This window comes from Paenibacillus sp. 2RAB27 (assembly GCF_052115445.1).
Lineage (GTDB): Bacteria > Bacillota > Bacilli > Paenibacillales > NBRC-103111 > Paenibacillus_E.
The window spans coordinates 19,078-43,521 of sequence record NZ_JBFRGR010000041.1 but is presented as its reverse complement, the minus strand read 5'-3'; the positions used below and the strand labels follow the sequence as shown (position 1 = coordinate 43,521).

The following is a 24,444-nucleotide window of genomic DNA, read 5'->3' as shown; positions in this document are numbered from 1 at the left end:
AACGTAGAATAGATGGAAAACACGTAGTTAATTATAACCATTTTACTCGAACTGAACAAAAGTGGCAGTTTTAACAACATGTTTTACAGTTAAATCAAGAATTCAGGAAAATTCCTCGAAAATAGATGTACATTTTCCAGTTATTACAAACTTCATAAGCGGAGCCCCTCCAAACCTACAAAACCCATCAACAGCATATAAATTTAAGTGCAATAAGTCGAAACAATCACTCACCAAATGAGTCAAATAATGGAAGGGTTAACCACACATCATGGAATCTGTTTATCGAAGGAGGTAAAAATGGCCTATATTCGTTTGATTGTTTTAGTGCTGTTCGTTGAAGTTACGATAACAATGGCAGTCAGTTTCGGCATTTACTTTGGATTTTCGATCTATCCGTATACGCTGACAACGTTAACTCCATCAGGGGCTGCTGTTCAGTCAGCTGGTTTTAACGCAACGATTCCTTTGTATATGCCTTCACTTGCTGATTTGAAAGTTCCATATTCGCTGCTAAGGGGAGCCACTCCAGCTTGGGGAGTAGCAGCATTCTTAGTCTCTGCAGCCTTAATGGGCATACAAAGTTTTATACGAGGTATGTACCTAGGCGGTCTGAAAGGATGGGTGCTGAACMAGGAGAAAGTCCCACTATTCGCAAGTGGGCGCAAATATTTCGGCGATATGATCGCATGGACGATTTTTCAATTCGTGACTGGCGCGGCGATGATCTTCTTCGCAGCTGCTTTTTTTCCAATTGGCATCATCTTGATCATTGTTTTAATGTGTTATTCACTCACGCCATATTTAATCGTTCTCGAAAATATCAGCTTTAGTACTGCATTGGCGAAGGCTACGGGTACGTTTAGGAGAAATTTTGGTGCCATGCTGCCACTCGCGTTGCTTGCGATGATTTGCACACTAATTGTGAGTTTGTTCCGTTCACTAACACCACCGTGGGGATACGCAGTACCGTTACTTGCATACGCATGTGTGGGAACTTTCTTGATCGGTAAGCTTATGCAAATACTAGTGGAGAAGCTTAGGATTACCCCTGACCAGCAGAGTACAATTCAGCCGATTGATGAAATTCGAACTCGCGGCTTGGTCAACGTTGTAATTGTGCTGCTAATTCCAGCGTTACTCTTCACAGGAATATGTACTGCTTCTGGAAAGCACTTAAAGATGTTCGACTTCGGTAGTAAAAAACAGATCGAGGGTATCTCGTATCTGACAAGTTTCTCCGACGTATACTATGCGTCCAAGACGAGATATACAGCGTATTTGTGGCAGTCAGCCGATTATAGGATGGCAATCAAGCTTCCAGATTTAATAGGCGATCGTAAGCCGGACGAATTGCGAGGCATAGCAGAGATCACGTGGCAGATGGATGAGAATATTCGCACAGCACAAGGGAACTCAACTCGAATCGACGTGAAACCAATCATGCACAAGAGCCAGTTGATGTATCGGCTGGTCAAAGAAACCACTATGGATGGCCATGTTTATTATTCTAGTTTGAGAGGCTCATCTTCGATTCTGCCAGGTGACGTGGAGCCGCGTGAGCCATTATCCGTACAAATCATGGTCAGTGGAGATGGCAGTCAAATTTTTGTTATACAATACCCAACACGCTTCGATATTTCGCCTGTATTCCGTGTTTCGGATGACGGGAAATATGTGATCACAGGAACAAGTCCAGTGAATCCAATGGATTTCCACACGTATTGGTTCACCGCGGATCAACGTACCGATCACATGTTCAACTTACTGGCTGCCAAAAACCAATTGAATGACACTGCAATGTTTAACCGAGCTTACCTTGCACTTGCTTCTGCTATGCAGGAAGGTGATGGACGTACAGTCGTTAATCTGCTTGAGTCGATGCGGAAGTTCGGCGTAGACGTGAAAGCACCTGAATGGGATATCCAGACGTGGACGGATAACTTACATCATCGATATCAAGATGCAAGCTTGCCTAATTTCCTAGAGCTGCTGTCTAAGGCAGGCATGCAAGGGGGGTATGAAGTCACAGAGACATCTGACAACAAGGAGGATAAGGTAGGTGTTTACCATCTTGAGGTACCGTTCCCTGATGGCGTTATACCGATAACGTTCAAGGAATCTAAGGTAGATGGCAAGCTGTTGTCTATCCATGTCATGGAATAGAAGATAATTGGATACGAGAGTGCCTCTAAAGCCAAGTATATGGCGGGGGCACTCTTTTTCCATTTTTAAAAAAAGTAATAAAACAATAACAAAATGCTAAAATTCAATAATGTTTTATTGTAAAACGATAAATAATGTGGTAAATTCAAATCAATAATTATGAAAAGAGGTGCTTTAGGTGAAACAAGGATCAACATTATTTTTGAAAATCGCAGTCATACTTATTGGCCTCCCTGTACTTGCACTGTGCATATTCGTGGTGCCGGAGTTTGGGAGATATGCCGTAGAGTTATATCCAGGAAAGACTTATCTGCAATATCTCTTTTACCTTGATATCTATGCAACGGCGATACCCTTTTACTTTGCCTTATATCAGGCTTTCAAGCTGTTAAGTTATATCGATAAGAACGTTGCCTTCTCAGAATTATCTGTAAAAGCATTGAAAAATATCAAATACTATGCAAACACAATCAGTATCTTATATGTGCTTGGCTTGCCGCTCTTTTATCTCATTGCGGAAAGAGACGACGCCCCTGGTCTCATCGTTATTGGATTGAGCTTTATATTTGCTTCCAGTGTAATTGCTGTTTTCGCCGCTGTTCTTCAAAGGCTTTTGCAAGAAGCGATCGATATCAAATCAGAAAATGACTTCATAGTCTGAGGTGAATGAAATGGCGATAATAATCAATATTGATGTGATGCTGGCTAAAAGGAAAATGAGCGTGACTGAACTTTCGGAAAGGGTTGGCATTACGCTAGCTAATCTGTCTATTTTGAAAAATGGTAAGGCAAAAGCGATTCGAATTTCCACTTTGGAAGCGATATGCAAGGCTTTGGATTGTCAGCCTGGTGATATCTTAGAATTCAAAAGTGACGAAGGAACGCTAGACTAATACGTTTGGGTCATAAACGTGGAGGAGGGATTCTTGTGGAAAGTAACAATATGATCATTGAACATATAGGTAACCCCCACGAGCTTGAGCGTATGTTTCGAAAAGAACCTGAAGCGTTCAGGAAAACATTCGCCTACGCCTGGGAACAATACCCGAATTCGCAGGTGCTTGCCACTTGGTATGAGAGATTGCACTTCAAAGAAGATGTACATACAGAAAAGGCGTCCTTGTTTCAAAAGGACTTCTTTATCATGGGCATTTTGGCGATACTGGCAKGGATTATCACACGGATCATTTTCCATTTTGTCGAACAAGAGACAATAGCTCCAATTAATCTTGCTTTTGGTGTGCTACCATGTATTGCGGCCTACTTTGTTTGTAACAATCCCCCACGGAGAAATATTATTTATACACTTGCAGGGTTGTTTCTTGTCTCTGTCGTTTATGTGAATATACTGCCACTCGAGCAGAATGACAGCATCCTGTTATCTTATATTCATCTACCCATATTCCTATGGGTATTAGTGGGGTTAGCTTTTACAGGAAATGAATATAAACGGGGCAGCATTCGATTAGCCTATCTGAAATTTAATGGTGAACTTGGCATACTTTACGCGACTATGGCCATAAGTGGTGTATTATTAACAGGTTTAACTATGCAGCTATTTAGATTTGTGGGCATGGATATTGCTGATTTTTATTTTAAAAATGTCGTGTTATTTGGAGCTGTTGCGCTATCCATTGTGGCGACCTATCTCGTTTCTCGTAATCTTAAACTTGCCAAAAATATCGCGCCTTATATCGCCAAAATTTTCAGTCCACTTGTGTTGGTAACCTTATTGGTCTATCTCATAACGGTTATGATGGTAGGGAAAAATCCGTTCTTGGATCGGGATTTCCTTCTTTCCTTTAACGGCATTCTGCTTTGTGTACTAGCTGTTACCATTTTCTCCATTACAGAAAGCGGTTCAGATGAGAAAAAGAATATTTCAGATTATTTAAACTTTGCTTTACTTGTGCTTGCACTTATAATTGATAGCGTGGCCGTATCAGCCATTGTGTTCAGGCTTTCCTCTTATGGGATTACGCCAAACCGGATTGCTGTTCTAGGTGTCAATATTTTGATTTGGGCTAATCTTATTTGGATTATGGTTTCATATCTGCTTTTCTTACGAAATAAAACAGGACCTTCTAACATCCAAGACGCTGTTACGAAGTATTTGCCAGTCTATGGGTTTTGGGCTGCTTTTGTTGCATTTACGTTTCCTTTCATTTTCAAATAAAATAGACATGCCAATGGAGTGTAACCGACATGGGAAGAGAACGTTTAAGACCTATTTACAATGCTGGTGAATCGCTGTTGAAGGAAATTCAACGTACGAATGTCCCTGTGGATGGGGTAGCGATCTGGAGTTTGGGTCAAGCTGGGGCGTTGATTAAAGGCGGCAGTTCAGACGAAGTTATTTGTATTGATCCCTATCTAAGTTATTCAATTGAATTGGAAAATCCTGATACGGAATTTAAAAGGGAAATTCCACCGCCGCTTACGCCTCAGGAGCTAGATGTAAACATCGTATTGCTCACGCATTTCCATAATGATCATATGGATTTAACTACGATCAAGGGTGTTTCTGAGGCTCATCCAGGGACGACATTCGTGGCACCAGCCTCACATGTGAATTTACTGCATGAAGTTGACGTGGATGCAAGCCGAATCATTGCTGCCAAGCAAGAGCTGGTGATTTCTCGACAAGGCGTAACCATTACCCCTGTAGCGGGAGCGCACACAGCGTATGAGACAGATCAGGATGGGAATCAGTACTATTTGGGTTATTTTATCGAAATCAACGGAGTGAGAATCTTCCATACAGGAGACACGGTTGTCACACCAGAGTTGATTGAGCATGCCAAGAAATTTCAGCCTCATGTAACACTTCTGCCGATTAATGGAGGCGATTATGCACGTACTTCCAGAGGAATTGTAGGCAATATGAACTTCCGTGAAGCGGCAGATTTCGGCGTTGAGATTGGGTCGGATCTACTAATCCCTATCCACTTTGATATGTTTTCCAATAATCGTGATAATCCGACCTACTTCGTTGATTATTTGTTCCACACGTATCCTKCGCAGAAGTCCCATATGATGTCCGCGGGAGAGCGATTTATTTATTTTAAATAAGATAAAAGGATGAGACAAAATGAGCAGAATATTACGGTTTGAAATCCAAGCAGATGAACCCAATCAACTCATCGAGTTCTATACACGAACGTTTAATTGGGAATTCACGAAGTTTCCAGGACCACAAGACTATTGGTTTATTAAAACGGGGAATAGTGGAGATCCTGGCATTGACGGGGGATTAATGAAATCTCCTGATGGTACGACGCGAACTATCAATTCAATTGAAGTAACTTCGATCGATGAATATATAGAATCTCTAACATTAAATGGCGGGACTATTGTTGTTCCGAAAATGAGTATGCCAGGAATGGGCTACCTTGCTTATTTTACTGATCCAAGTGGAACCATTGTGGGGATCTCACAATCGGATTCGAGTGCACGATAAGTCGTAAATATTATTGATCTTTATTAAAGGGCTGCCTTATGGCAGTTCCTTTTTGTGTTTCGTAAGGTGATTTTCTTAAAATAGATCATACTTTTGTATAAATAAATGATCCACTTCGTCGTTATTTCTTGGTATATTAAATAGGGAGAAATGAACTTATACGCCGTTAGGGAGGAATGTACATGTACACATTTGGATGGTGCAATGGGATTCAAGAAGCGGAGAGACTTGGGCGATTGGGCTTTGATTATATCGAATGCGCGCTCGTAGCATTAAATGTAGAGGATGAGGCAGATTTCGCCGCCAAGCTTCCCATGTATTTGAACAGTCCGCTTCCCGTACAGGCATTTAGTATATTTTTCCCAGGAGACTTGAAAGTAGTCGGTCCAGAGGCCGATGAGGAAAGAATCCGACGTTATGTGCATAAAGCTGCAAGCGCTTTAAATAAAATCGGGGCCAAAACGGCTGTTCTCGGCAGTGGAAAAGCACGTCATTTTCCGGAGGGTTGGGAACGTAATCGCGCAGAGCAACAGCTTCTTCAGCTACTCGCACGAATCGGAGATGAGTTCGAAGGAACAGGTGTTACGCTAGCCATTGAGCCCTTGAATCGTAAGGAATCCAATATCATTAACACGGTTTCGGAGGCAGTGATGTTGGCCAAGCAGGTGAATCTTCCAACGATTCGAGTTTTGGCCGATTTCTATCATATGGATGAGGAGCAAGATCCGATTTCCACCCTGATTGAAAATAAGGATTGGCTTCAGCATATTCATCTTGCGGATACGGATCGGTTGTCACCTGGCACAGGTCAATATCCCTATGATCAATTCGCGGCGGCATTGAAAGCATCTGGCTATGCGGGGATGATTTCAGCGGAGTGTACCGTTCATGATCCTGAGAAAGAATTCGCGGCAAGTTTGGCTTTTATGAGAGAGAAGTTCATGTAGAGTTCCTATCGAATTGAAAAGGATTTAGCCAAGAGGGGTCGAAATATATAATACCGAGTAATTAACTATGATTTCATTTTTCGGGAATTAGGCAGATAAGGTTGTGACGCAGTTGTTAAAAGATAAAATTCTTAGAAGAGAACCAGGTATCATTACTTACGGTATGACACCTCCTAAGGAAACACATTCGCTAGAGAAAATGGCTGAAATTTCACACAAACAATGTGAGCGACTTCAGAAACTTCAAATAGATGGCTTAATTCTCTATGATGTTCAGGAAGAAAGTGATCGTATCGATCAAGATCGTCCTTTTCCTTATTTACAGACGGTTGACCCGACTACGTACAGCAAGACGTATTTGAGCAATTTAAATGTCCCGAAAATTATTTATCGATGTGTGGGGAAATACACAGAGGAACAGCTGGCGGAATGGATTCAAGCTGATCTTGATGAGGAGCGATTCTCCGTATTTGTGGGGGCATCCTCCAGTAAACAAGAGGTTCAAATGGGTCTGCCAGAAGCGTATGCGTTAAGCAGAAAGCTGAATGACAAACTAACTTTAGGGGCCGTTGTCATCCCTGAAAGACACATGAAAAAAGATGACGAACATCTCAGAATGATCAATAAAATAGCGAGTGGCAGTCGGTTTTTCATTTCCCAAGCGACCTATAACGTTGAAGCGTCGAAGAACTTCTTATCGGATTATTATTATCATTGTAAAGAAAATAAGCTCGACATGGTGCCGATCCTCATGAATATTGCGCCGTGCGGCTCGACGAAGACGCTTGAATTTATGAAATGGCTTGGTATCTCCATTCCGAAATGGTTGGAAAATGATTTGAAGTATTCGCAGGATGTCTTGGATAAATCCGTATCGGTTTCCCTACAAATATTTGAAGAAATTTTCGAATTCGGCCTGGAAAAAGGGATTCCGATCGGGTGCAGTGTCGAAAGTGTCTCCACGCGAAAAGTTGAAATCGAAGCTTCGATTCAATTGGTGCATGAGATCAAAGCTATGATGGCGAAGAAAATGAGATCATCGTTTGTTTTTTGAGTGTACGTCAGAAGAAGGAGCAAATCTGCGTTAGCAGTTGCTCCTTGTTTTTCATTGTAGCTAACTAAAGGGGAATCTCATTGATCATACAAAGTTATGTGAACGAAATGACAGAGGTTTTACAAGCATGTGGTTTTACTGAAAGCGAAATTCTAACAGGCTTGGCCTATATCGAAGGTAACATCTTGGAAGATGAATTGATCGTAAACGTAGCGCCTAAAGATTTCAAATTAGTGCAACGTGAACAGCGTCGCAAAACATGGGCATTGCTATCAACGTTGAGGAAAAAGAAAGATGACTCCGATAGGATCGGAAGATATTTATCACTTTTCATACACATAGGTAAGGACAGTTTTCTAGAAACTAGCTCCGATTTCAATATGGAAGATGCATTGTGGCGAAGAGGATGTTTACGTCTTGTCACCCAATACAAAGTCCCATACACCATCGTTTGGGAGTGGATGCTAGCGAAGAGCAAATTTGTCGATTATCGAGGAAATCCAGAGTCGTATGCCTTGGAATTTGTGGAATTAATGGCGCAAAGCGAGCCTGAACTATTGCACAAGTTGTATCCGGACCAAGATGTTGCTGTGCAGCCATATATCGCTGCATTGTTAACCAAGCATAACGGTGAAGATTATGAAGCATTAACATGGTTTGAAAAACATTTTTACCAACTTGCCTCGGTTGATCATTTGGATACAGACAATAAGAGAAAGCAGCTGAGAAATTGTGTTTATTTGGCTGTTTCAGTAAAGCAGCACAGTCGTATAGCATCGGAATACTTGAAAAAGCTGATTAATGAGGATCCGAATGCTTTTGTAACGAATTACAGAATAGCTTTTTACCATAATCGTGAAAAGGAATTACGTAAAATCCCTGGTATGTTGGAAGAGTTTGGAGCTCTTCGTGAGCACTATCTCATCAATCTTGCTGAGCCTGGTCTTGGAAGTCGTGATGGGTCTTATGATGATCTCTTGAGAGAAGAATTCGCTGATCGACCGGAGAGCTTCCGGAAAGCAATTGAGATGTCACATGGTTTGAAAACCATTCATTTGTGCCGTATCGTCTGGGAAAAAGATGAGGAGAAGCCTTACTTAAGCGAAGCGCTTCAGGAATTTGCAAGTTATTTKGAAAGCTTAATTCCGAATGATCCTCAATTACATGCCTACTTTCGAGGAGAGAACCCATTTAGTGAGGTTGAACGATACTTACATCATCTGCATGAGACTTCAACAGGGTCTAACTATCGTAGACTGCTTGATTTGAAAGATCTACGCAACCATTCAGAGATGTTTGACAGGGGATTGTGTTTCTTGGCCTACGCCGATAAGGAAACGCTATGGATCATGGGCAGTTGGCTGTCAGATAAAGGATTCACCGTGAAAGAGCTTATGGATCGAATCACCAACGCTGGAGGTGATAGCAACGTATTGCTCCCAATGATTGTTACGAAATCTTATGCGAAATATCCGTCGGATGATGAGGCTTTCAACCAGACCGGATATCAGTATTTGAAATCTTATATACGGGATCAAGGGGAAGTCATAGTAGCCCTTCTTCAGGACTCGGAGGATAATAAATATACGAAGAAGTTTCTTCTCGAAGAGCTTTACCAATCCAATAATGAAAAGTACATACCTCTCATTTCCACGTATCTGAAGGATGATAATAAAGTGGTAAGGGATACCACTATCAATTTGCTTAGGGAATATCCTGGAGCTTTACCTTTTGTGAAACCATATCTTATTCATAAGAAGCCTGCAATAAGAGAGTCAGCGGTGCAACTCTTGAACAGCTGGAATGATGAGCCTTCCCATATAGAGCTCGAGCTATTGCTACACTCAGAAAAAAATGAAAAAATCAAAATGCTTATTCTAAATATTTTAAAAGAAAAGCCGGAGATCACACATCAAGAACCGATTAGCCAAGACCATATCTCATCCTATTGCAGGGCCAAACTCGTACATGCTAAGCTTCAACAACTTGACTGGATTCCATTTGATGAATTACCGCTTATCCGATTAAAAGAGAATCAACACATTATTGAACCTGTCATTAGCCAATATTTGTTCTATACGTATGCAATTCAGAATGAGATCGTTATGAATTGGGAAGCTCGGTCGGTGGCAGAACATTTGGAACCGGAGGACCTTTCTCAAGTTGCTTGGTCTCTATTACAGCACTGGCTAGAATCAGGTGCCGATGTTCAAAAGAAATGGATTATGGCTTTTGCGACCATGTTTGGCGATGAGCGATCGATTAACCAACTTCACTCTTGTATTCTGAAGTGGCCATTAGAGTCGAGAATAGCTCTAGCGGCAGACACAGTGAAAGCATTAGTGCTTTCAAAGAAGAATTCTGGCTTACTTATTGTTGATCAATTGGCTAGGAAGAGCAAGTTTAAGCAATTAAAGAAAACAGCTCAGGAAGCTTTAGCTAAAGCTTCTAAAGAACTTGATATCGACCCAGAGGAACTTGCCGACCGCATCATTTCTAATCTAGGTTTCAATTCGACTGGTCAGCAAGTACTCCAATTTGGCGATTCAGAGCTGAAGCTGATACTTACGAAAAAGTTGGAAATCCGAATTGAGGATGCAGAAGGCAAAACCTACAAATCATTGCCGACTCCAAGGAAACATGAGGATGTAACGCAAATTAAATTAGCAATGGATGAATTCAAACAGTTGAAGAAAGAGCTGAAGCTTGTTAAGGATTCCATCGCAATCCGCTTAGAACAAGCAATGTCTACGCGGCGGTATTGGACGAAGCAAGCGTGGGAATCGCTTTTTATAGAGAATGCCATCTTACATTTCTTTGCACGCTCTTTAATTTGGGGGACGTATACGGAGGGGAAAGAATTGCAGAAATCCTTCCTTTATCTGGATGATGGGAGTTATATTTCTGCGGATCATCGTGTAGTTGTTCTGGAAGAGAATAGCTATATTCGACTTATTCACCCGCTAGAATTGATTCAAGCTTCCCTTGAATTATGGAGAGAGCAGTTGGAAAAGCTTGAGATTACTCAACCTATCGAACAATTGAATCGAAAAGTTTTTATTCCTGAGCATAACGATTCCCTTCGTGTTGAGGACTTCGGTGGCGTGCAAGTAAATGGATTCTCGTTACTAGGGAAGTTAACAAAGGCTGGTTGGCAACGCGGTTCCATCGTCGATGKGGGAGGTTATGATGAATTTTTCAAAGAGAATGAACACTTTGGGGTTGGCGTGAAATTATCTTTTAGTGGAACTTCGGTAGGGTATGAGGATGAAACTGTGACGGTATATGATCTAGTCTTTTATATAGCTGGTAAAGTGAAGAGAGGCCCTTACATTTACAGTGACATTCAGGCGGAAGATCTGATACGCCCATCGGATATTCCAAATCATTTTTATAGCGAAATTTTGTATGAAGTAGATCAAGCGTTGTCAGCACGAGTTGGCTTTGTGGAAGATTGGAAGTAAAATAGGGTTGAAAAGAGTTTTTCAAATCGGAGAGGATGAGTTAGAAATGGCCATAAACCATGAATCTCAAATTGGAGAAGTTCTGTCGACCAGCCGTTACGCAACACATTCTTTTAGTAAACAGACTTTCGAGGGCATTAAGCTACTGGCTGGACTAGGCGTGGAAGGCGATGCACACATGGGAACAACAGTGAAGCATCGCTCACGTGTTGCGCAAAATCCGGATCAACCAAATCTTCGCCAGGTTCACCTCATTCATTCGGAGTTATTCGACGAGTTAGAAGTTTCAGGTTTTCACGTAGAGCCCGGTCAATTGGGTGAAAACATTACAACATGTGGCATAGATTTACTTGGATTACCAACCGGAACAAAGCTAACCATCGGTGTGGATGCTGTCATTGAAATTACTGGACTCCGCAATCCATGTGCGCAAATTGATCATTTCCAGTCAGGGTTGTTGCAAGCCGTATTGGATCATGATGCAAATGGCAACCTCGTCCGAAAGGCCGGAGTGATGGGGATCGTGTTATCTGGTGGAGACGTTCGAGTTGGTGATGAAATCCGCGTTATCTTACCTGTGGAGCCCTATCGTCCGCTCGAACGAGTATAGAGAATGAAAGGAAATCGGGATGAAAACAATTGGATTAATTGGTGGTATGAGTTGGGAATCCTCTTTGCTCTATTACCAAATCATCAATCAGCGGGTAAAGGAAAAATTAGGTGGGCATCATTCGGCCAAAAGCCTCATGTATTCGGTGGATTTTCATGAGATTAAGACGCTTCAGCATGAGGGTAAATGGGAAGAAGCGACAAGCGTCATGATCGATTCCGCTCAAAAACTGGCATCTGCCGGTTCGGATTGTATCGTCATTTGTACGAATACGATGCACAAGATGGCCAAAGAAGTTGAAGACGCCGTATCCATCCCGTTGCTTCATATTGCGGATGCAACTGCCATGGAGATCGTAAAAGCTGGCATTAAGAAAGTTGCTTTACTCGGCACAGCCTTTACGATGGAACAAGATTTCTACAAAGGCAGACTTGTTGAGAAATATGATCTTGAAGTACTCGTCCCTCCTGCAGCCGCAAGGAAAATTGTTCATGATATTATCTACGAAGAGTTATGTCTCGGAACGATAAAGGAGGATTCCAAGCAATCCTATATAGAGATCATCCGAGATTTAGTCAATGAAGGGGCAGAAGCAGTTATTTTGGGCTGTACGGAAATTACGCTTTTAATAGCTCAACAGGATGCGTCGGTTCCATTGTTCGATACAACGAAAATTCATGCTGAATATGCGGTTGATTTTGCATTAAGGGATGTTGAACATGATTTATGAGATAACGACACGGTGGGATGAAGCGCTTTGGGAGAAAGCGGAGCACGTATACAATGAAGCCTTTCCTGAACATGGTAGAAAAAATCGTACACTCATTCGAAGCATGTTCGAAAGAGGGATCTGTATGCTGCACACGTGGAGCCTTGATGAAGATGTGGTTGCAATGGCGCTTACCGCTTTGAATATCAAAGCACGAATTCTTATTATCGATTATATTGCGGTTCGCCAAGAGCAGCGAGGTCATGGTGTAGGTTTGGCATGTATGCGTGACATTCGAAATTGGGCAGAGAACGAAGCAGGCTGTCTGGGCATCGTCATTGAGGTCGAGGCGGAACCTTCCAATGAAAATGCGGATCGAATTCGATTCTGGGAAAAAGCCGGATTTCATTTGACCGATTATGTGCACTCCTACATTTGGGTCCCTGAAACCTATCGGGCTATGTATATGAGCTTTGGGTCGTTCGAACAGCATGACGGGAGACAATTGTTCGATTATATTACTGAGTATCATGAGAAAGCCTATCGTGTAAAAGGGTAATGAGAATAGCCCACTCCTTGATTAGGAGGGGCTATTTCTAATAATCTTTTTGGTTGCGCTATATTTGAATAGCATACGTAATAGTGGTGGTACCGCAAAGAAGATGAAAAAAGTGCGAAATAACTGATAGCCAACAACCACGGATAAATTAGCATTAATCTCGTGAGCGATGATCCCCATCTGGTCCATTCCGCCTGGTGCGAGACTAAGTAAAGCCGTTGATTTGGAGATGGCATGCAGCTGCATAAAAATAAAACTGAGTCCAAATGAGCCTAGAAGAAGGACTAGACTACTGCCAATTGCAAGCGAAATGATCTGGACCTTGTGGTTGAGTTGGGCTGGTTTGAGCATTAATCCTACCTGGATACCAATCATGATCTGTGCTGCGTTAATTATACTTGTTGGCAACGCCGGTCCATGAAGTCCTAGGAGTTGAATGATTGCCGTACTGAAGGCAGGGCCGAGCAAAAAGGCAGTTGGAAATTTGATTTTATGACCTAGAAGTGCACAACTGATGCTGACTACGGCGAAAATGAAGAAATTCGGTGTTAGGGCACCCCAGCTTGCAGACGTAGTCGTTACCGATTGAATCAGAGTTTGGGCGGTATGCTGATTACCCATAATCGGACTAAACACCAGCAACGGCACACTGATAACGATCATCATAAGGCGAATGACTTGCAAGACGGTCACGATAGTTAAATTGATACCCTCTGTCTCTTCCGCCAAAATAACCATTTGTGTAAGCCCGCCAGGTATGCTTCCGAGCAATGCTGTTTTGAAGTTAATCCGAGATAGCTTGGATATGACGTAGGCAAGTAATACGCAGAGTAGCATTAAAAGCAATGTCATGAGCAGCATGGAAGGCAGTTGAATCGCCATTTCATGTAAAGCTGTCGCGGTCATGGAGAGACCTATCGTGTATCCGACAATGATGAGTCCTGCATTTCTAATCGGGGTAGGCCATGCATATCGCTCTTTGAACACATTGGAACCAATCAATACCGCGATCATCGGGCCAAGCAGCCACGGGATGGGAATACGTAGAAGTTGGAACAAGTAACCACCTAACAGGGCAGTAATGAGAGCTATGAACAGCTTCATGGGTTTATTTAAGGAAATCTTATTTATTGCCATGGATCCAATTCACCACCTTGACAGAACTGTACTTATGTTAGCACAGTTCTACTATGCGTTCAAATAGGTCACATTTAAGGCTAAAACCAACACGGAAAGTCGAGGTAATTCATCGTGATTTTAAGAAGGATGTATCGTGCGGAATGGCAAACAGGGATGAAGGAAGTAGGTGTAAACGCACTAGAACTAGACAAACAAGCACGATTGTTGGTAGCCCAAGGTGAGCTAATGACAGCTGCGGCCTTCGTCTGGCGGGACAACCTATTCCTCTACTATGAGTGCATGAGCCGAGAGGTGTTACCTGATGAAGTGGCTGGAGCTGCTGTCCCTTTTTTGAAGGAATGGCCTGGGCAGGCACAACCTCGGAAGTGGATCTTGATGATTGATGTGTTTCATTTTAACGAGCCTGCAAGCGCTGAACACTGGTTGAGAAAAGAGCCCGTGGTATCCCGGGTGGGGAGGATTGCGCATTTGAAGCCTGAGATGATGAGCAGTTACATCTATTATCATTATCAGCTGCAAGAGGAACGTGCGTTCCACGGGGAAAAGTATGAAATAATTGCAATGCATGAGAACCTTCTATTCGGCTATCAAGAATTTCCCAAAGTGATCGAGGAGCCTGTTGTGACAGGGCGTCTGAGCACGAAAGGGACCCCTGAGAATTGGAACGATTCGCGGATGGATCTGCATTTTCAGGCATGGGAAGAGGATGGTCATTTATATTTTAAACCGATTGATCAAGTGTTTGCTTATTATGTTGGTGATCTGAAAGAATAAGGAGATAGTACATTGAATTTTAAAATAATGGATTTGCGAAATCATCTTAATGAGTTAAAAGAAGTAGAAAACAATGCGTATTATGAATTTCTAAAGGTATCGTCAATGAGTGTAGGCTTATATAAATTGAATAAAGGTGAGCTGGATAAACAAAAGCCACATACAGAAGATGAGATTTATTTTATCCTCTAGGGTGAAGCATCGTTTCAAAATGGGGATACGATTACACAAATTAGCAAAGGGGAAGTTCTATTCGTGGAGGCTCATAAAGACCATAGATTCTTTAATATTACGGAAGACTTAACTACTTTAGTTTTCTTTTCGCCTGCAGAACACGCCAATAAATAGTGTGCGAATGTAAAAAGACACCTGAGGGGTGTCTTTTTTAGTGAGGTGAACGTTCCAGCGGAAGCGCAGCAGCTGCGAAAGGGAACTGCGTTCCGTAACGTTGGCGTGGTGCAGAGATATCGTGCTCCAATGCGGGAATAGTCCATAAAAGACGGTGTAGATAGTCGAAATAAACGACTAACTCGGAAGAATCTGGCGCCTTTGGGCTGAGACAGCGATGCACTTAGCTAGCCTCACTCTTATTTACTTATAAAAACATTATCCATATAGTAGACGCCAGTTGCATCAGCGGCAACGCCTACTTTCAACCGGCTGACGTCAGACGCTGCTGTATTTTTGAAGCTGAATTGATTGGCTTTTTTCGCGCCATTGACGTATAAGTCGAACTTTTTGGTATCGGTGTTCATGATAACTTTGATATCATACCAGGTGCCATTGGTGATGGGTTCAATACTCGAAAGCGTTGTTGCACCATCATACACCTTTAAGTAATTACCTTGTAGGCCTACATGCAAGGCTGCTCTGCTCGAACTATCATACACAATGAAGTCTTTCCAATTGACATCCTCTGTCCGCAAGGTGGCCTTGAAGGTCACGATGCCGGTTTGTGGAGTGAACGTTTTCTGAGCGGTGGCCGCATTCGTTGTGCTTGTTTTATTGATTTTCATGCTGCGATCCGGACCGGTGGCGAGTCCCACAGTAGGAACGTTCTGCACGGTTACAGTACCGCCAGTGGTCACTGTCGTCCAGTTAGAGGGAGAGACACCTGCTGCCGAGTATCCGTTCATTGCGTCTTTGAAAATGATGGTTTCCGAAACGAGCGTTCTTCCGAATGCAGGCACTTCGTCTCTCGTGAGTGTTACGGCATTGTTGTAAAATTGCGTGATGGTGTAAGTGTCATTGCCCGGTCCATTTGCTCCGGGATATCCGTAGAAAAGATTGTCCGCCCAACCGATAGCCCAAGTGAGGAACCAGGTGTAATCAAAATTCGTTTGAACGGCAGTCTCTGAAGGGAGCAAACCAACTTCGGACAAGCCATAACGCTTACTGCCTAGGACAGAAGCCAGCTCACTGTTCGCATTTGTAAACTTCGCATCCCCACGGGCTTGCGTATATACATCAGCTCCACCGAGATCTACATACGAAGAACCTGGGTAATAATTGCTGTTAACGGCATTATTGTCATCCCTACCCGGAGCCCACACCCAAATCAGGTTGTTCAAGCCGTGATAATTAGTGTAGCGGTCGTACATGTTTTGCCATAACTTTTTGTAACTTGCTGCAGACTTACCACCCCACCAGAAGCCGATGTTCATCTCGTGATAAGGTCGCCAGAGAACGACTACACCTTGATCCCGAAGGGATTTCAAATAGCCCGCTATCGTATCGATATGCGCTAACCATTTGTTATACAAGGTGGTACCAGGGGTTGTGAGCAAGTCGAAATTCGCCTGTGACATGGAGCTGATCACACTGTTCCATCCGCCATCATCTACTGTGGCATCCAAAGGGTTCGTCTCATGCCAAGAAAGTGTAACAAGTCCGCCTTTTTTCCAGTAGTCCGTAGCATGATCGACAATGAAGGAGCGCCATTTACTGAGATCGGAAGCGTTCGTCACATTGTATAAAAGATCGTATCCAATCATCGCAGGGTACTTGCCCGTTAAATTATAGAGGTGATCGGTCTCCAAATAGCCATAATTTTGCCCTCGTACGTATTGTCCTGAGATGATTTGATTATTCGTTTGGACAGTATCGAAATAATTCAATACGTCTTGCACAGCTTGCGTTGCATTAGGATTAACAGGGGTTGCAGCATGAGCAGTTGGTGCACCTATCGATGGTAAACCGGAAACGAGCAGAGCCACAATAAGTGTTGTGGCAAGTAATTTGGACAACCATGTGTTCAACATTCGTTAATTTCCTCCTAGAATGGATTGGTGTTAGTGAACTGTTCGACTCATTCGTTGCATTGCCAGTATAGAAAACGTTTACATTTATTTAGATATTATCTTCCCTCCTCTGGTACAGTATGGTTACAATTGTAAATGCTTTAAAAGGGGAAGAAGTCTAATTTTTTTGGAAACAAGTTATGGATCTTCGGATCTTCGTACACGCCTGCAACCTTCAAGCTGAGTATAAGTCAACGAATATGGGCTTGACATTCCCTTGGATCCCTTGTAAGATATTGAAAAATTCATATCGAAATATTAATGAATGGGACAGTAATTCCTAACAGACAGTCGCAGCGAGCCGGGTCAGTGTAAGCCGGTACGGATGTTAAGAATGAAACGGACCCAGGAAATGGTTTGCCGAAAATGGGAGTAGGTAAATCCGGTCTGTCGACCGTTACGAAACAGAGGGGTTAAACCAGAGGTTTAACACTTAGAGTGGTACCGCGGGAATGTTCAGCTCTCGTCTCTTTTATAGAGACGGGGGCTTTTTATATTTTCTAGAAAAGATAGGAGAGAATTACTATGTTAAATTATAAGCTCTATTTTGCAGGGGAAATTACATCGTTACTCACTGGTTTCGAGGCCCAAGACATTATGGCATGGATGGAATACCCAGCGAATCCGGATCAAGGGGATCTATCTTTACCATGTTTCCGACTAAGCAAAACCCTTAGTAAATCACCACAAGTCATTGCTGAGGAGTTAAAAGCAACCCTAGAAGATGAGTACATCGACGAGATGAATGCCGTATCCGGTTATCTAAACATTTTTCTCAAGAAGTCTACATTTGCAGAATCTCTTATTCGTCATATAAGTCAAGCTGGCGAACAGTATGGCTCACAGACTTTGGGACAAGGAAAGACGGTTGTGATCGACTATTCCTCGCCGAATATCGCGAAGCCCTTTCATGTTGGTCACTTGAGATCCACGGTGATCGGCAATGCGTTATATCAGATTCACGCCTTTCTAGGATACAACTGTGTGGGGATTAACCATTTAGGCGATTGGGGGACACAGTTCGGGAAGCTGATCGTTGCCTACCATTTGTGGGGCAGTAAGGAGGCTGTAAACGAGAGAGCTATCGATGAGCTTCTCGATCTGTATGTGAAATTTCATGAGGAGGCTGATCACGACCCAACGTTAGAAGATCAGGCTAGATCTTGGTTTACGAAAATGGAGCACGGTGATCAAGAAGCACTAGCTTTGTGGCAGTGGTTTGTGAAGATCAGCCTCAATGAATTTCAGAAGATTTATAAGCTGTTAGGTGTTCAATTCGACACATATCAGGGGGAAAGCTTCTACAATGACAAGATGGAGCCCGTCATTCAGGAGCTGAAGGAGAAGCAGCTTGTGGAAGAAGATGAGGGTGCTTTATTAGTTAGGTTAGATGCCTATGGCATGGCACCAGCATTAATGCTGAAGAAAGATGGCAGCTCCCTGTATCATACGCGTGACCTAACGGCGGCTATATATAGAGCGGATAAATACGAATTTGAGAAATTGATCTATGTGACGGATTATGCTCAAAATCTTCATTTTCAGCAGTTGTTTAAGGTTGTTGAATTAATGGGTTATACGTGGTCCTCCAAACTTGAGCATGTCGCATTTGGCCGTGTGAGCATTGAAGGGGGAAGCTTGTCGACACGCAAAGGCAACGTGATAAGACTGGAAAACTTGCTGGAGCAATCTATTCAGAAAATAAGAGATGTCATCGAATCAAGAAACCCAAGCTTGGCGAATAAAGCTACAGTTGCTGAGCAGGTAGGAATTGGAGCAGTGATATTTAACGATTTGAGTGCGAATCGAATCAAAGATATTGATTTTTCGTGGGAGGAAGCTCTTAACTTCGATGGTGAAACGGGGCCTTACGTACAGTACACCTATGCAAGAACTTGCAGTGTGTTGAAGAAAGCGCAATTGGCTGACGGACATTCGATGGATATGGCGGAAATAGACGGAGCTAATTTGCAAAATAATGAGGCCATGGCGGTTGTGAAAATGCTCTATTTGTTTACGGAAAGAGTAGAGCAGGCCATGGTAAAGCTGGAGCCTTCGATCATATCGCGTTATCTCATTGATCTCGCGCAAGCATTTAATCGCTTTTACCACGCCTGTTATATCCTAGTAGAGGATGCACAGGTACGTGAAGCACGACTAGCTCTGGTCCAATGCGTTCAAATTACGTTGCGTAATGGCTTGAAATTGATCGGTTTACAAGCTCCTCATGAAATTTAATGGAGTTAATCATTAATGCAGTTAAATAAAATTCGACAAAGTAAATTGGTAAAAATCCTCATTCATGAGAGATTTTCTTAGGGGGAATACTACTGGATAATACAGGTGTGACCCTTAAGGAGCTGGTTTGTCGTGTTAAAGCGAGCTGCTGCGATTGTTTCGACATTCTTATTGGCAAGCGGATGCTTAGGAAATACGGCTACGCCCAAAGATCCAAGCATGGAAGCGAAGCAAGTTGCCCCTTTTGTCCAGATATCTTCTCCACCGATACAGCCCTATCATTCGACTTCAAAGAAACAAGCAGAACCAGAAACCAAAGTCTCTCAGGTGACGCTTGCTGCAATCGGGGATATCCTCATCCATGATAAAATTTATATAGACGCTAAGCAGAAGGATGGAAATTATAATTTTAATCACATTTTCGCGGGGGTATCGAACATATTACAAGCACCTGATATCCTTGTTGCTAATCAAGAAACGATGATTGGTGGCAAGGAGCTGAGTCTATCCACTTACCCTGCATTTAACAGCCCTCACGAAATTGGTGATGCTCTGAAAGTAGCAGGAGTGGACGTTGTTACGGTTGCCAATAATCATGCGCTAGACCGAGGCGAGAAGGTCATTCAAAGCGCACTCACCTATTGGGATACCCTTGGGATTCCCTACACGGGTGCATTTAAATCCCAGAACGATCGGGACATTATTCGAACGGTCACGCGAAATGAGATCACGTTCTCCTTCTTAAGTTACACCTACGGAACGAATGGGATATCAACACCGAAGGGAAAGCCGTTCTTGGTCAATCGAATCGATGATTCGCAAATTCGTACGGATGTGGAACAAGCCAAACAATTGTCGGATGTCATTGTGGTTGCACTCCATTGGGGGAACGAATATCAACGATTTCCGGATGCCAGTCAAACTAGTCTTGCTCAAAAGCTAGCGAACATGGGGGTTCATATCATCATTGGGAATCATCCGCATGTTTTACAACCGCCTGCTTGGGTAGAAGGGAAGCACGGGCATCGAGCCTTTGTTGTTTATTCGCTGGGCAACTTTCTATCCGCTCAAATCAACTTGTATAAGCAAATAGGTGGCATGGCAACCATTGACGTGTTGAAAACCACCAAAGAGAATACCACTAAGATTGAGCTCATAAAGCCCAGCTTTCATCCAACCTACGCGTATAGTCAGCAAGGGCGCCATTTTCAAATTATTTCAATGGATAGGTTAACCAATGATCAACTCATTCATGCTAAAACTCACTATGAAATGATAATAAAACATATGCGAACGAATATACCCGAACTGGATATTAAGTCGTCAATGTGAGAAATCAAAAACACCGCTCCTTAAAAGGGCGGTGTTTTGTTTTGCAATCCATCACGATGAGGATTCATCCTGCGGTGTCGCTTTAGCGAGGTTCAACTTCAAAGCAGTTTTCTTGGCTACTAATTCTTTCGCTAAATCTTTTTGTAGTCGATCATTAGTCTTAACCTCTTCGTTCAATTTATTCACGCGTGACATTTTGCTGCTCAAATCACTGTGTGACTGGCTTAATTTCATATCTCGCTGAATCTGATTAATTTTGGCTAGGGCTTGTTCTTTCTTTTTCTTCGAATTGACCTGTTTGCTTTCAAGGTCAGCAATTTCTTTGGTTAACTGCGTAACAATTGTTTTCGTAAAGCTAATGGCCATTCCTACACCCCGTATCCATTTCATGTAGCTGAGACATCATTCTACTATAAAAGGGCGCGTTAAGCGAGAAATACCCTATCATTTATTATTCTGTTCGTTATTTCCACCCTTTTGCAGTTATGCTTTGCTTTTTGCGATTAAAAAGCCTCTTGAACAAGCTTACTTGTTTTTTACGTCTGAGAGTGAGGCGAACACCTTCGATAAGCAGCAAAGACCTTAATGAATCGCGGCGATTAAGTGAGTGTAATCTTTTAATAAACTGCTCGTCCATGTCGATCATCCTCCCAAATGGTTACACAATAGTTAGAACCTCACTAACAAACCTAACTCTATTATAAATTCAATAGGCGAAAATATTTGTCAAACCGTAGATGAGAATAAGACTGCTTTTGTCGAATAAGCATGTTATTTTATGAAATTGGCTGATGTCTAGAATTTTTTAACAAATAGGTTTACATTCGCGACCATTCCGCATATAGTTAAAACACGGTGTTTCCCTTGGTAAACTTTTTGTCCCACTGGAAACTTTATTTTTACTCAAAATGTTTCCCTAGGTAAAAAAAATTGTAAACAAGCAATTTATAATAGGAGGTCATAGCGATGTTTCAGAAACAAGATAAAAAGCTATCGAGACGTAATCTTTTGAAGTTAGGAACGACAGGAGCGTTTGCTGTGATAGGGAGTGCCTTATTGAATCCGTCCTCGTTATTCGGTAGGCCACCGATCGCACAAGCGCAAGATAAACATGATATTCACCATGCGATGAAAGAACAATTACATGAAGGTATGAAGCATGGCTATGTGCCGAGCAGCGAAGTAACAGAAGGTTTCAAAGCTGCACAGCATGCGCTGACTGCTTTTGATTATGGGAAAGTAAGTAAACTTCCTGACGGTAGAACGCTTAGGGAATATGAGATCGCAGCCTATGAGGCTAATGTGGAGATTGCCAAAGGAATCAAGTTTCCTGGCTGGACGTTCAATGGGACGATACCAGGTCCAACAATCCGTTGTACAGAAGGCGATGTCCTTCGGGTGAAATTTACAAATGGAACACTTCATCCGCATTCCATTCATTTTCATGGCATGCACCCTACGAATATGGATGGACTTGAATCTGTGCTTTCCGGGGATTCGTTTACGTATGAATTTGAAGCCAAACCAGCTGGTATGCACGTTTATCACTGCCATGTGGCTCCCTTAGCCAGACATATCCATAAAGGCCTCTATGGCAATTTCATCATTGACCCGAAGAAGCCAAGAGCTGCTGCGAAGGAATTCAACATGCTGATGAATGGCTACGATCTGGATCTCGACGGGGAAAATGAAATTTACACAGTGAATGGTTACGCTTTTGCCTATCAGCAGGAACCGATTAAAGTGAAGGTAGGGGAGCTTGTACGTATTTACTTAAGCAATCTGACTGAATTTGATTTAATTAATTCCTTTCATCTGCATGCGAACTTTTTCAACTATTACGCAACGGGGGCAGATCCTGAGGCTCGGCCAGCATATACCGATACCATAATGCAATGCCAGGGTGAACGTGGGATTCTGGAAATTGTGTTTCCACTACCTGGGCGATACATGTTCCATGCGCATCAAAGCGAATTTGCTGAACTCGGTTGGATGGGATTCTTCATTGCTGAATAAGAAAGGAGGCGACGTACGATATGAGTATCAATAATCAAACCAGTAAGCCGACATCTCCCTCTAAAATAAAAGCTATTCTTTGGGGCCTTCTGCCCTTGATCTTGTTATTAGCCATTATTACAACGATTGCCAAAGTAGGTACCGGGATTGAGAACGAACCGGCTGCTCCGATCGAAGTCTTGAATGTCGAGAAAATCACACTAAATGATGACGGTATTCAAGTGAAAGTACTGAACTCAGGGCCAGAAGAAGTAACTATCGCTCAAGTCGTTGTTGATGGCGCATTTTGGAATGCTTCTTTCTCACCTAGTGATACGTTAAAAAGATTCGAACAAGGCATGATCCATATCCCATACCCGTGGGTACAAGGCGATCCTCATGAAGTGAAACTCATCACGTCGAATGGATTGATTTTCGTAGGTGAAGTGGCAGTGGCTGCTGCTACGCCTGAAGCGAATGGGAAGCTAATCTGGCAATACGCGTTAATTGGCTTCTATGTGGGGGTAATTCCCGTAGGGCTTGGCCTATTATGGTATCCATTTCTTCGTAGATTCTCGGTAAGAGGCATGCACGCGATTCTTGCACTGACCGTTGGTCTGTTGTTCTTCCTAGTCATTGATACCTTTGGCGAAGGCTTTGAGATGGCTGCTGAAGCGCCAGGCGTCTTCCAAGGCTCAGGGCTAGTGTGGTTCGGTGCGTTGCTGAGCTGTTTATTCCTGATCGCTGTCGACCAGTCGAATGAGCGTAAATTAAGCAGTGAAACATATGCTGGCAAACGTGTAGCGAACAAAATCGCAACAGGCATCGGGCTTCATAATTTTGGAGAAGGTCTTGCGATCGGATCTGCTTTTGCAGTAGGGGAGGCAGCTTTAGGGACTTTCCTCATCATTGGTTTCACCCTTCACAACATTACAGAGGGCGTAGGTATTGCAGCTCCACTGCTGAAAGATCGCCCAACGTGGAAGACATTTGTCAAATTAGCATTAATCGCCGGCGGACCTGCTATAATAGGTACATGGGCGGGTGGCTTCATATTTAACGATACATTAGCTGCACTCTTCTTCGGTATCGGTGCGGGTGCGATTCTGCAGGTCATTTACGTTATTTCGAAAATGATTCTGAGAGAATCTGAGAAAAAAGGTCTATCTCCGGTATCTTGGTTAAACTTCAGTGGACTTACAGCAGGGATATTAATCATGTATGTAACAGCGTTAATGGTGAAATTTTAAGGTTTCACAATGATGGGGAAAGGTGGTGACTCACATGCTATCAGGAATTGGCATACCAGGTCTTATTGTAATCGTAGGCGTTGCGTTACTTTTATTCGGTCCAACGAAGCTTCCGCAACTAGGTCGTGCTTTCGGAACGACCATCAAGGAGTTTCGACAAGGAACGAAAGGTTTGTTGGAAGAAGAAGAGACGAAAGATAAGCAGAAGGATACACATTAATTTTGATGAGATAATAAAAGGGCTGTCCAGTGGTAGCGTGAGCTGCATTACTGGGCGGCTTATTTTTATTCGTAACCAATTAGCTGTAAAAGGTACATCTAATTTCCTTCATTTGAGCAGGAATATGAAAATAAATGGAAATTATGTCGTTAATAATCCTTATAATTGTATTTTCGAGAAATTTCCTCGGAATTAGATGTAGGTTATCCAGTTATTCTTTCATAAG

Annotated in this window: 23 protein-coding genes and 1 other annotated feature; of the genes, 19 read left to right on the top strand and 4 right to left on the bottom strand. The window is 42.7% G+C overall.

Annotated features, from left to right (window positions below; all coding sequences use genetic code 11):
* The first annotated feature begins 300 nt into the window (after nt 1-300).
* From AB4114_RS31275 to AB4114_RS31220, 12 genes are all read left to right on the top strand, one after another.
* On the top strand, nt 301-2,166 hold the full coding sequence (locus AB4114_RS31275; RefSeq protein ID WP_441991917.1) for a hypothetical protein: 1,866 nt from the start codon (nt 301-303) through the stop codon (nt 2,164-2,166).
* A gap of 178 nt (nt 2,167-2,344) precedes the next feature.
* Nucleotides 2,345-2,827, top strand: a complete 483-nt coding sequence (locus tag AB4114_RS31270) for a DUF2975 domain-containing protein (RefSeq protein ID WP_441991916.1) — start codon at nt 2,345-2,347, stop codon at nt 2,825-2,827.
* A gap of 10 nt (nt 2,828-2,837) precedes the next feature.
* Nucleotides 2,838-3,059: a helix-turn-helix domain-containing protein gene (locus AB4114_RS31265; protein ID WP_441991915.1), complete on the top strand. Its 222-nt coding sequence runs from the start codon at nt 2,838-2,840 to the stop codon at nt 3,057-3,059.
* Nucleotides 3,060-3,094: 35 nt separating this feature from the next.
* Nucleotides 3,095-4,342, top strand: a complete 1,248-nt coding sequence (locus AB4114_RS31260; protein ID WP_441991914.1) for a DUF4153 domain-containing protein — start codon at nt 3,095-3,097, stop codon at nt 4,340-4,342.
* 29 nt (nt 4,343-4,371) lie between these two features.
* Nucleotides 4,372-5,238, top strand: coding sequence for an MBL fold metallo-hydrolase (locus tag AB4114_RS31255; RefSeq protein ID WP_441991913.1), 867 nt, complete (start codon nt 4,372-4,374; stop codon nt 5,236-5,238).
* Nucleotides 5,239-5,257: 19 nt separating this feature from the next.
* Complete coding sequence (locus AB4114_RS31250) at nt 5,258-5,626, top strand: VOC family protein (RefSeq protein WP_441991912.1); 369 nt, start codon at nt 5,258-5,260, stop codon at nt 5,624-5,626.
* A gap of 182 nt (nt 5,627-5,808) precedes the next feature.
* Nucleotides 5,809-6,573: a sugar phosphate isomerase/epimerase family protein gene (locus tag AB4114_RS31245; protein ID WP_441991911.1), complete on the top strand. Its 765-nt coding sequence runs from the start codon at nt 5,809-5,811 to the stop codon at nt 6,571-6,573.
* Nucleotides 6,574-6,676: 103 nt separating this feature from the next.
* The gene (locus tag AB4114_RS31240) at nt 6,677-7,627 is read left to right on the top strand and encodes a methylenetetrahydrofolate reductase (protein ID WP_441991910.1); all 951 of its coding nucleotides are present in this window, start codon (nt 6,677-6,679) and stop codon (nt 7,625-7,627) included.
* An 80-nt stretch (nt 7,628-7,707) separates the two neighbouring features.
* Complete coding sequence (locus AB4114_RS31235) at nt 7,708-11,091, top strand: DUF4132 domain-containing protein (RefSeq protein WP_441991909.1); 3,384 nt, start codon at nt 7,708-7,710, stop codon at nt 11,089-11,091.
* 46 nt (nt 11,092-11,137) lie between these two features.
* The gene (locus AB4114_RS31230; protein ID WP_441991908.1) at nt 11,138-11,701 is read left to right on the top strand and encodes an MOSC domain-containing protein; all 564 of its coding nucleotides are present in this window, start codon (nt 11,138-11,140) and stop codon (nt 11,699-11,701) included.
* Between the two features lie 19 nt (nt 11,702-11,720).
* Complete coding sequence (locus tag AB4114_RS31225) at nt 11,721-12,431, top strand: aspartate/glutamate racemase family protein (protein WP_441991907.1); 711 nt, start codon at nt 11,721-11,723, stop codon at nt 12,429-12,431.
* Entirely contained in the window at nt 12,421-12,969 is a 549-nt protein-coding gene (locus AB4114_RS31220; RefSeq protein ID WP_441991906.1) for a GNAT family N-acetyltransferase, read from the top strand. The genes AB4114_RS31225 and AB4114_RS31220 overlap by 11 nt, the downstream gene beginning before the upstream one ends.
* Before the next feature lie 21 nt (nt 12,970-12,990).
* On the opposite strand, the gene AB4114_RS31215 is transcribed toward AB4114_RS31220, so the two are convergent.
* Nucleotides 12,991-14,106 (bottom strand): AbrB family transcriptional regulator, encoded by a 1,116-nt coding sequence (locus AB4114_RS31215; RefSeq protein ID WP_441991905.1) that lies wholly within the window; start codon nt 14,104-14,106, stop codon nt 12,991-12,993.
* A 114-nt stretch (nt 14,107-14,220) separates the two neighbouring features.
* Here AB4114_RS31215 and AB4114_RS31210 point away from each other — a divergent pair, with 114 nt between their 5' ends.
* Nucleotides 14,221-14,883 (top strand): hypothetical protein, encoded by a 663-nt coding sequence (locus AB4114_RS31210; RefSeq protein WP_441991904.1) that lies wholly within the window; start codon nt 14,221-14,223, stop codon nt 14,881-14,883.
* 12 nt (nt 14,884-14,895) lie between these two features.
* Nucleotides 14,896-15,075 (top strand): hypothetical protein, encoded by a 180-nt coding sequence (locus AB4114_RS31205; protein ID WP_441991903.1) that lies wholly within the window; start codon nt 14,896-14,898, stop codon nt 15,073-15,075.
* A gap of 395 nt (nt 15,076-15,470) precedes the next feature.
* Here AB4114_RS31205 and AB4114_RS31200 read toward each other — a convergent pair whose 3' ends face one another.
* Nucleotides 15,471-17,144 (bottom strand): glycosyl hydrolase, encoded by a 1,674-nt coding sequence (locus tag AB4114_RS31200; protein ID WP_441991902.1) that lies wholly within the window; start codon nt 17,142-17,144, stop codon nt 15,471-15,473.
* 291 nt (nt 17,145-17,435) lie between these two features.
* Nucleotides 17,436-17,657: a binding site (T-box leader), on the top strand.
* A 51-nt stretch (nt 17,658-17,708) separates the two neighbouring features.
* On the opposite strand from AB4114_RS31200, the gene argS reads away from it, so the two are divergent.
* Both argS and AB4114_RS31190 read left to right on the top strand, forming a co-directional pair.
* Entirely contained in the window at nt 17,709-19,421 is a 1,713-nt protein-coding gene (gene argS, locus AB4114_RS31195; protein WP_441991901.1) for an arginine--tRNA ligase, read from the top strand.
* Between the two features lie 132 nt (nt 19,422-19,553).
* Nucleotides 19,554-20,753, top strand: coding sequence for a CapA family protein (locus tag AB4114_RS31190; protein WP_441991900.1), 1,200 nt, complete (start codon nt 19,554-19,556; stop codon nt 20,751-20,753).
* A gap of 51 nt (nt 20,754-20,804) precedes the next feature.
* Here the strand turns inward: AB4114_RS31190 and AB4114_RS31185 are convergent, their stop codons facing one another.
* Together AB4114_RS31185 and AB4114_RS31180 are read right to left on the bottom strand one after the other, a co-directional pair.
* Nucleotides 20,805-21,143 carry a hypothetical protein gene (locus AB4114_RS31185; RefSeq protein WP_441991899.1) on the bottom strand — a complete coding sequence of 113 codons (339 nt, stop codon included), beginning with the start codon at nt 21,141-21,143 and terminating at the stop codon, nt 20,805-20,807.
* A gap of 73 nt (nt 21,144-21,216) precedes the next feature.
* Nucleotides 21,217-21,390, bottom strand: coding sequence for a hypothetical protein (locus AB4114_RS31180; RefSeq protein WP_441991898.1), 174 nt, complete (start codon nt 21,388-21,390; stop codon nt 21,217-21,219).
* 329 nt (nt 21,391-21,719) lie between these two features.
* Here AB4114_RS31180 and AB4114_RS31175 point away from each other — a divergent pair, with 329 nt between their 5' ends.
* The 3 genes from AB4114_RS31175 to AB4114_RS31165 are packed head-to-tail and all read left to right on the top strand — an operon-like array spanning nt 21,720 to nt 24,218.
* A complete protein-coding gene (locus AB4114_RS31175; RefSeq protein WP_441991897.1) occupies nt 21,720-22,769 on the top strand; it encodes a multicopper oxidase domain-containing protein in 1,050 nt (349 codons plus the stop codon).
* Between the two features lie 20 nt (nt 22,770-22,789).
* The gene (locus tag AB4114_RS31170) at nt 22,790-23,998 is read left to right on the top strand and encodes a ZIP family metal transporter (RefSeq protein ID WP_441991896.1); all 1,209 of its coding nucleotides are present in this window, start codon (nt 22,790-22,792) and stop codon (nt 23,996-23,998) included.
* A 34-nt stretch (nt 23,999-24,032) separates the two neighbouring features.
* Nucleotides 24,033-24,218, top strand: a complete 186-nt coding sequence (locus tag AB4114_RS31165) for a twin-arginine translocase TatA/TatE family subunit (RefSeq protein WP_057313821.1) — start codon at nt 24,033-24,035, stop codon at nt 24,216-24,218.
* Nucleotides 24,219-24,444 lie beyond the last annotated feature (226 nt).

Coding starts and splice junctions, on each gene's coding strand:
- AB4114_RS31265 (WP_441991915.1), top strand. CDS start 2,838: ATGGCGATAATAATCAATATTGATGTGATGCTGGCTAAAAGGAAAATG.
- AB4114_RS31250 (WP_441991912.1), top strand. CDS start 5,258: ATGAGCAGAATATTACGGTTTGAAATCCAAGCAGATGAACCCAATCAA.
- AB4114_RS31245 (WP_441991911.1), top strand. CDS start 5,809: ATGTACACATTTGGATGGTGCAATGGGATTCAAGAAGCGGAGAGACTT.
- AB4114_RS31230 (WP_441991908.1), top strand. CDS start 11,138: ATGGCCATAAACCATGAATCTCAAATTGGAGAAGTTCTGTCGACCAGC.
- AB4114_RS31225 (WP_441991907.1), top strand. CDS start 11,721: ATGAAAACAATTGGATTAATTGGTGGTATGAGTTGGGAATCCTCTTTG.
- AB4114_RS31220 (WP_441991906.1), top strand. CDS start 12,421: ATGATTTATGAGATAACGACACGGTGGGATGAAGCGCTTTGGGAGAAA.
- AB4114_RS31215 (WP_441991905.1), bottom strand. CDS start 14,106: ATGGCAATAAATAAGATTTCCTTAAATAAACCCATGAAGCTGTTCATA.
- AB4114_RS31200 (WP_441991902.1), bottom strand. CDS start 17,144: ATGTTGAACACATGGTTGTCCAAATTACTTGCCACAACACTTATTGTG.
- argS (WP_441991901.1), top strand. CDS start 17,709: ATGTTAAATTATAAGCTCTATTTTGCAGGGGAAATTACATCGTTACTC.
- AB4114_RS31185 (WP_441991899.1), bottom strand. CDS start 21,143: ATGAAATGGATACGGGGTGTAGGAATGGCCATTAGCTTTACGAAAACA.
- AB4114_RS31180 (WP_441991898.1), bottom strand. CDS start 21,390: ATGGACGAGCAGTTTATTAAAAGATTACACTCACTTAATCGCCGCGAT.
- AB4114_RS31175 (WP_441991897.1), top strand. CDS start 21,720: ATGTTTCAGAAACAAGATAAAAAGCTATCGAGACGTAATCTTTTGAAG.
- AB4114_RS31170 (WP_441991896.1), top strand. CDS start 22,790: ATGAGTATCAATAATCAAACCAGTAAGCCGACATCTCCCTCTAAAATA.
- AB4114_RS31165 (WP_057313821.1), top strand. CDS start 24,033: ATGCTATCAGGAATTGGCATACCAGGTCTTATTGTAATCGTAGGCGTT.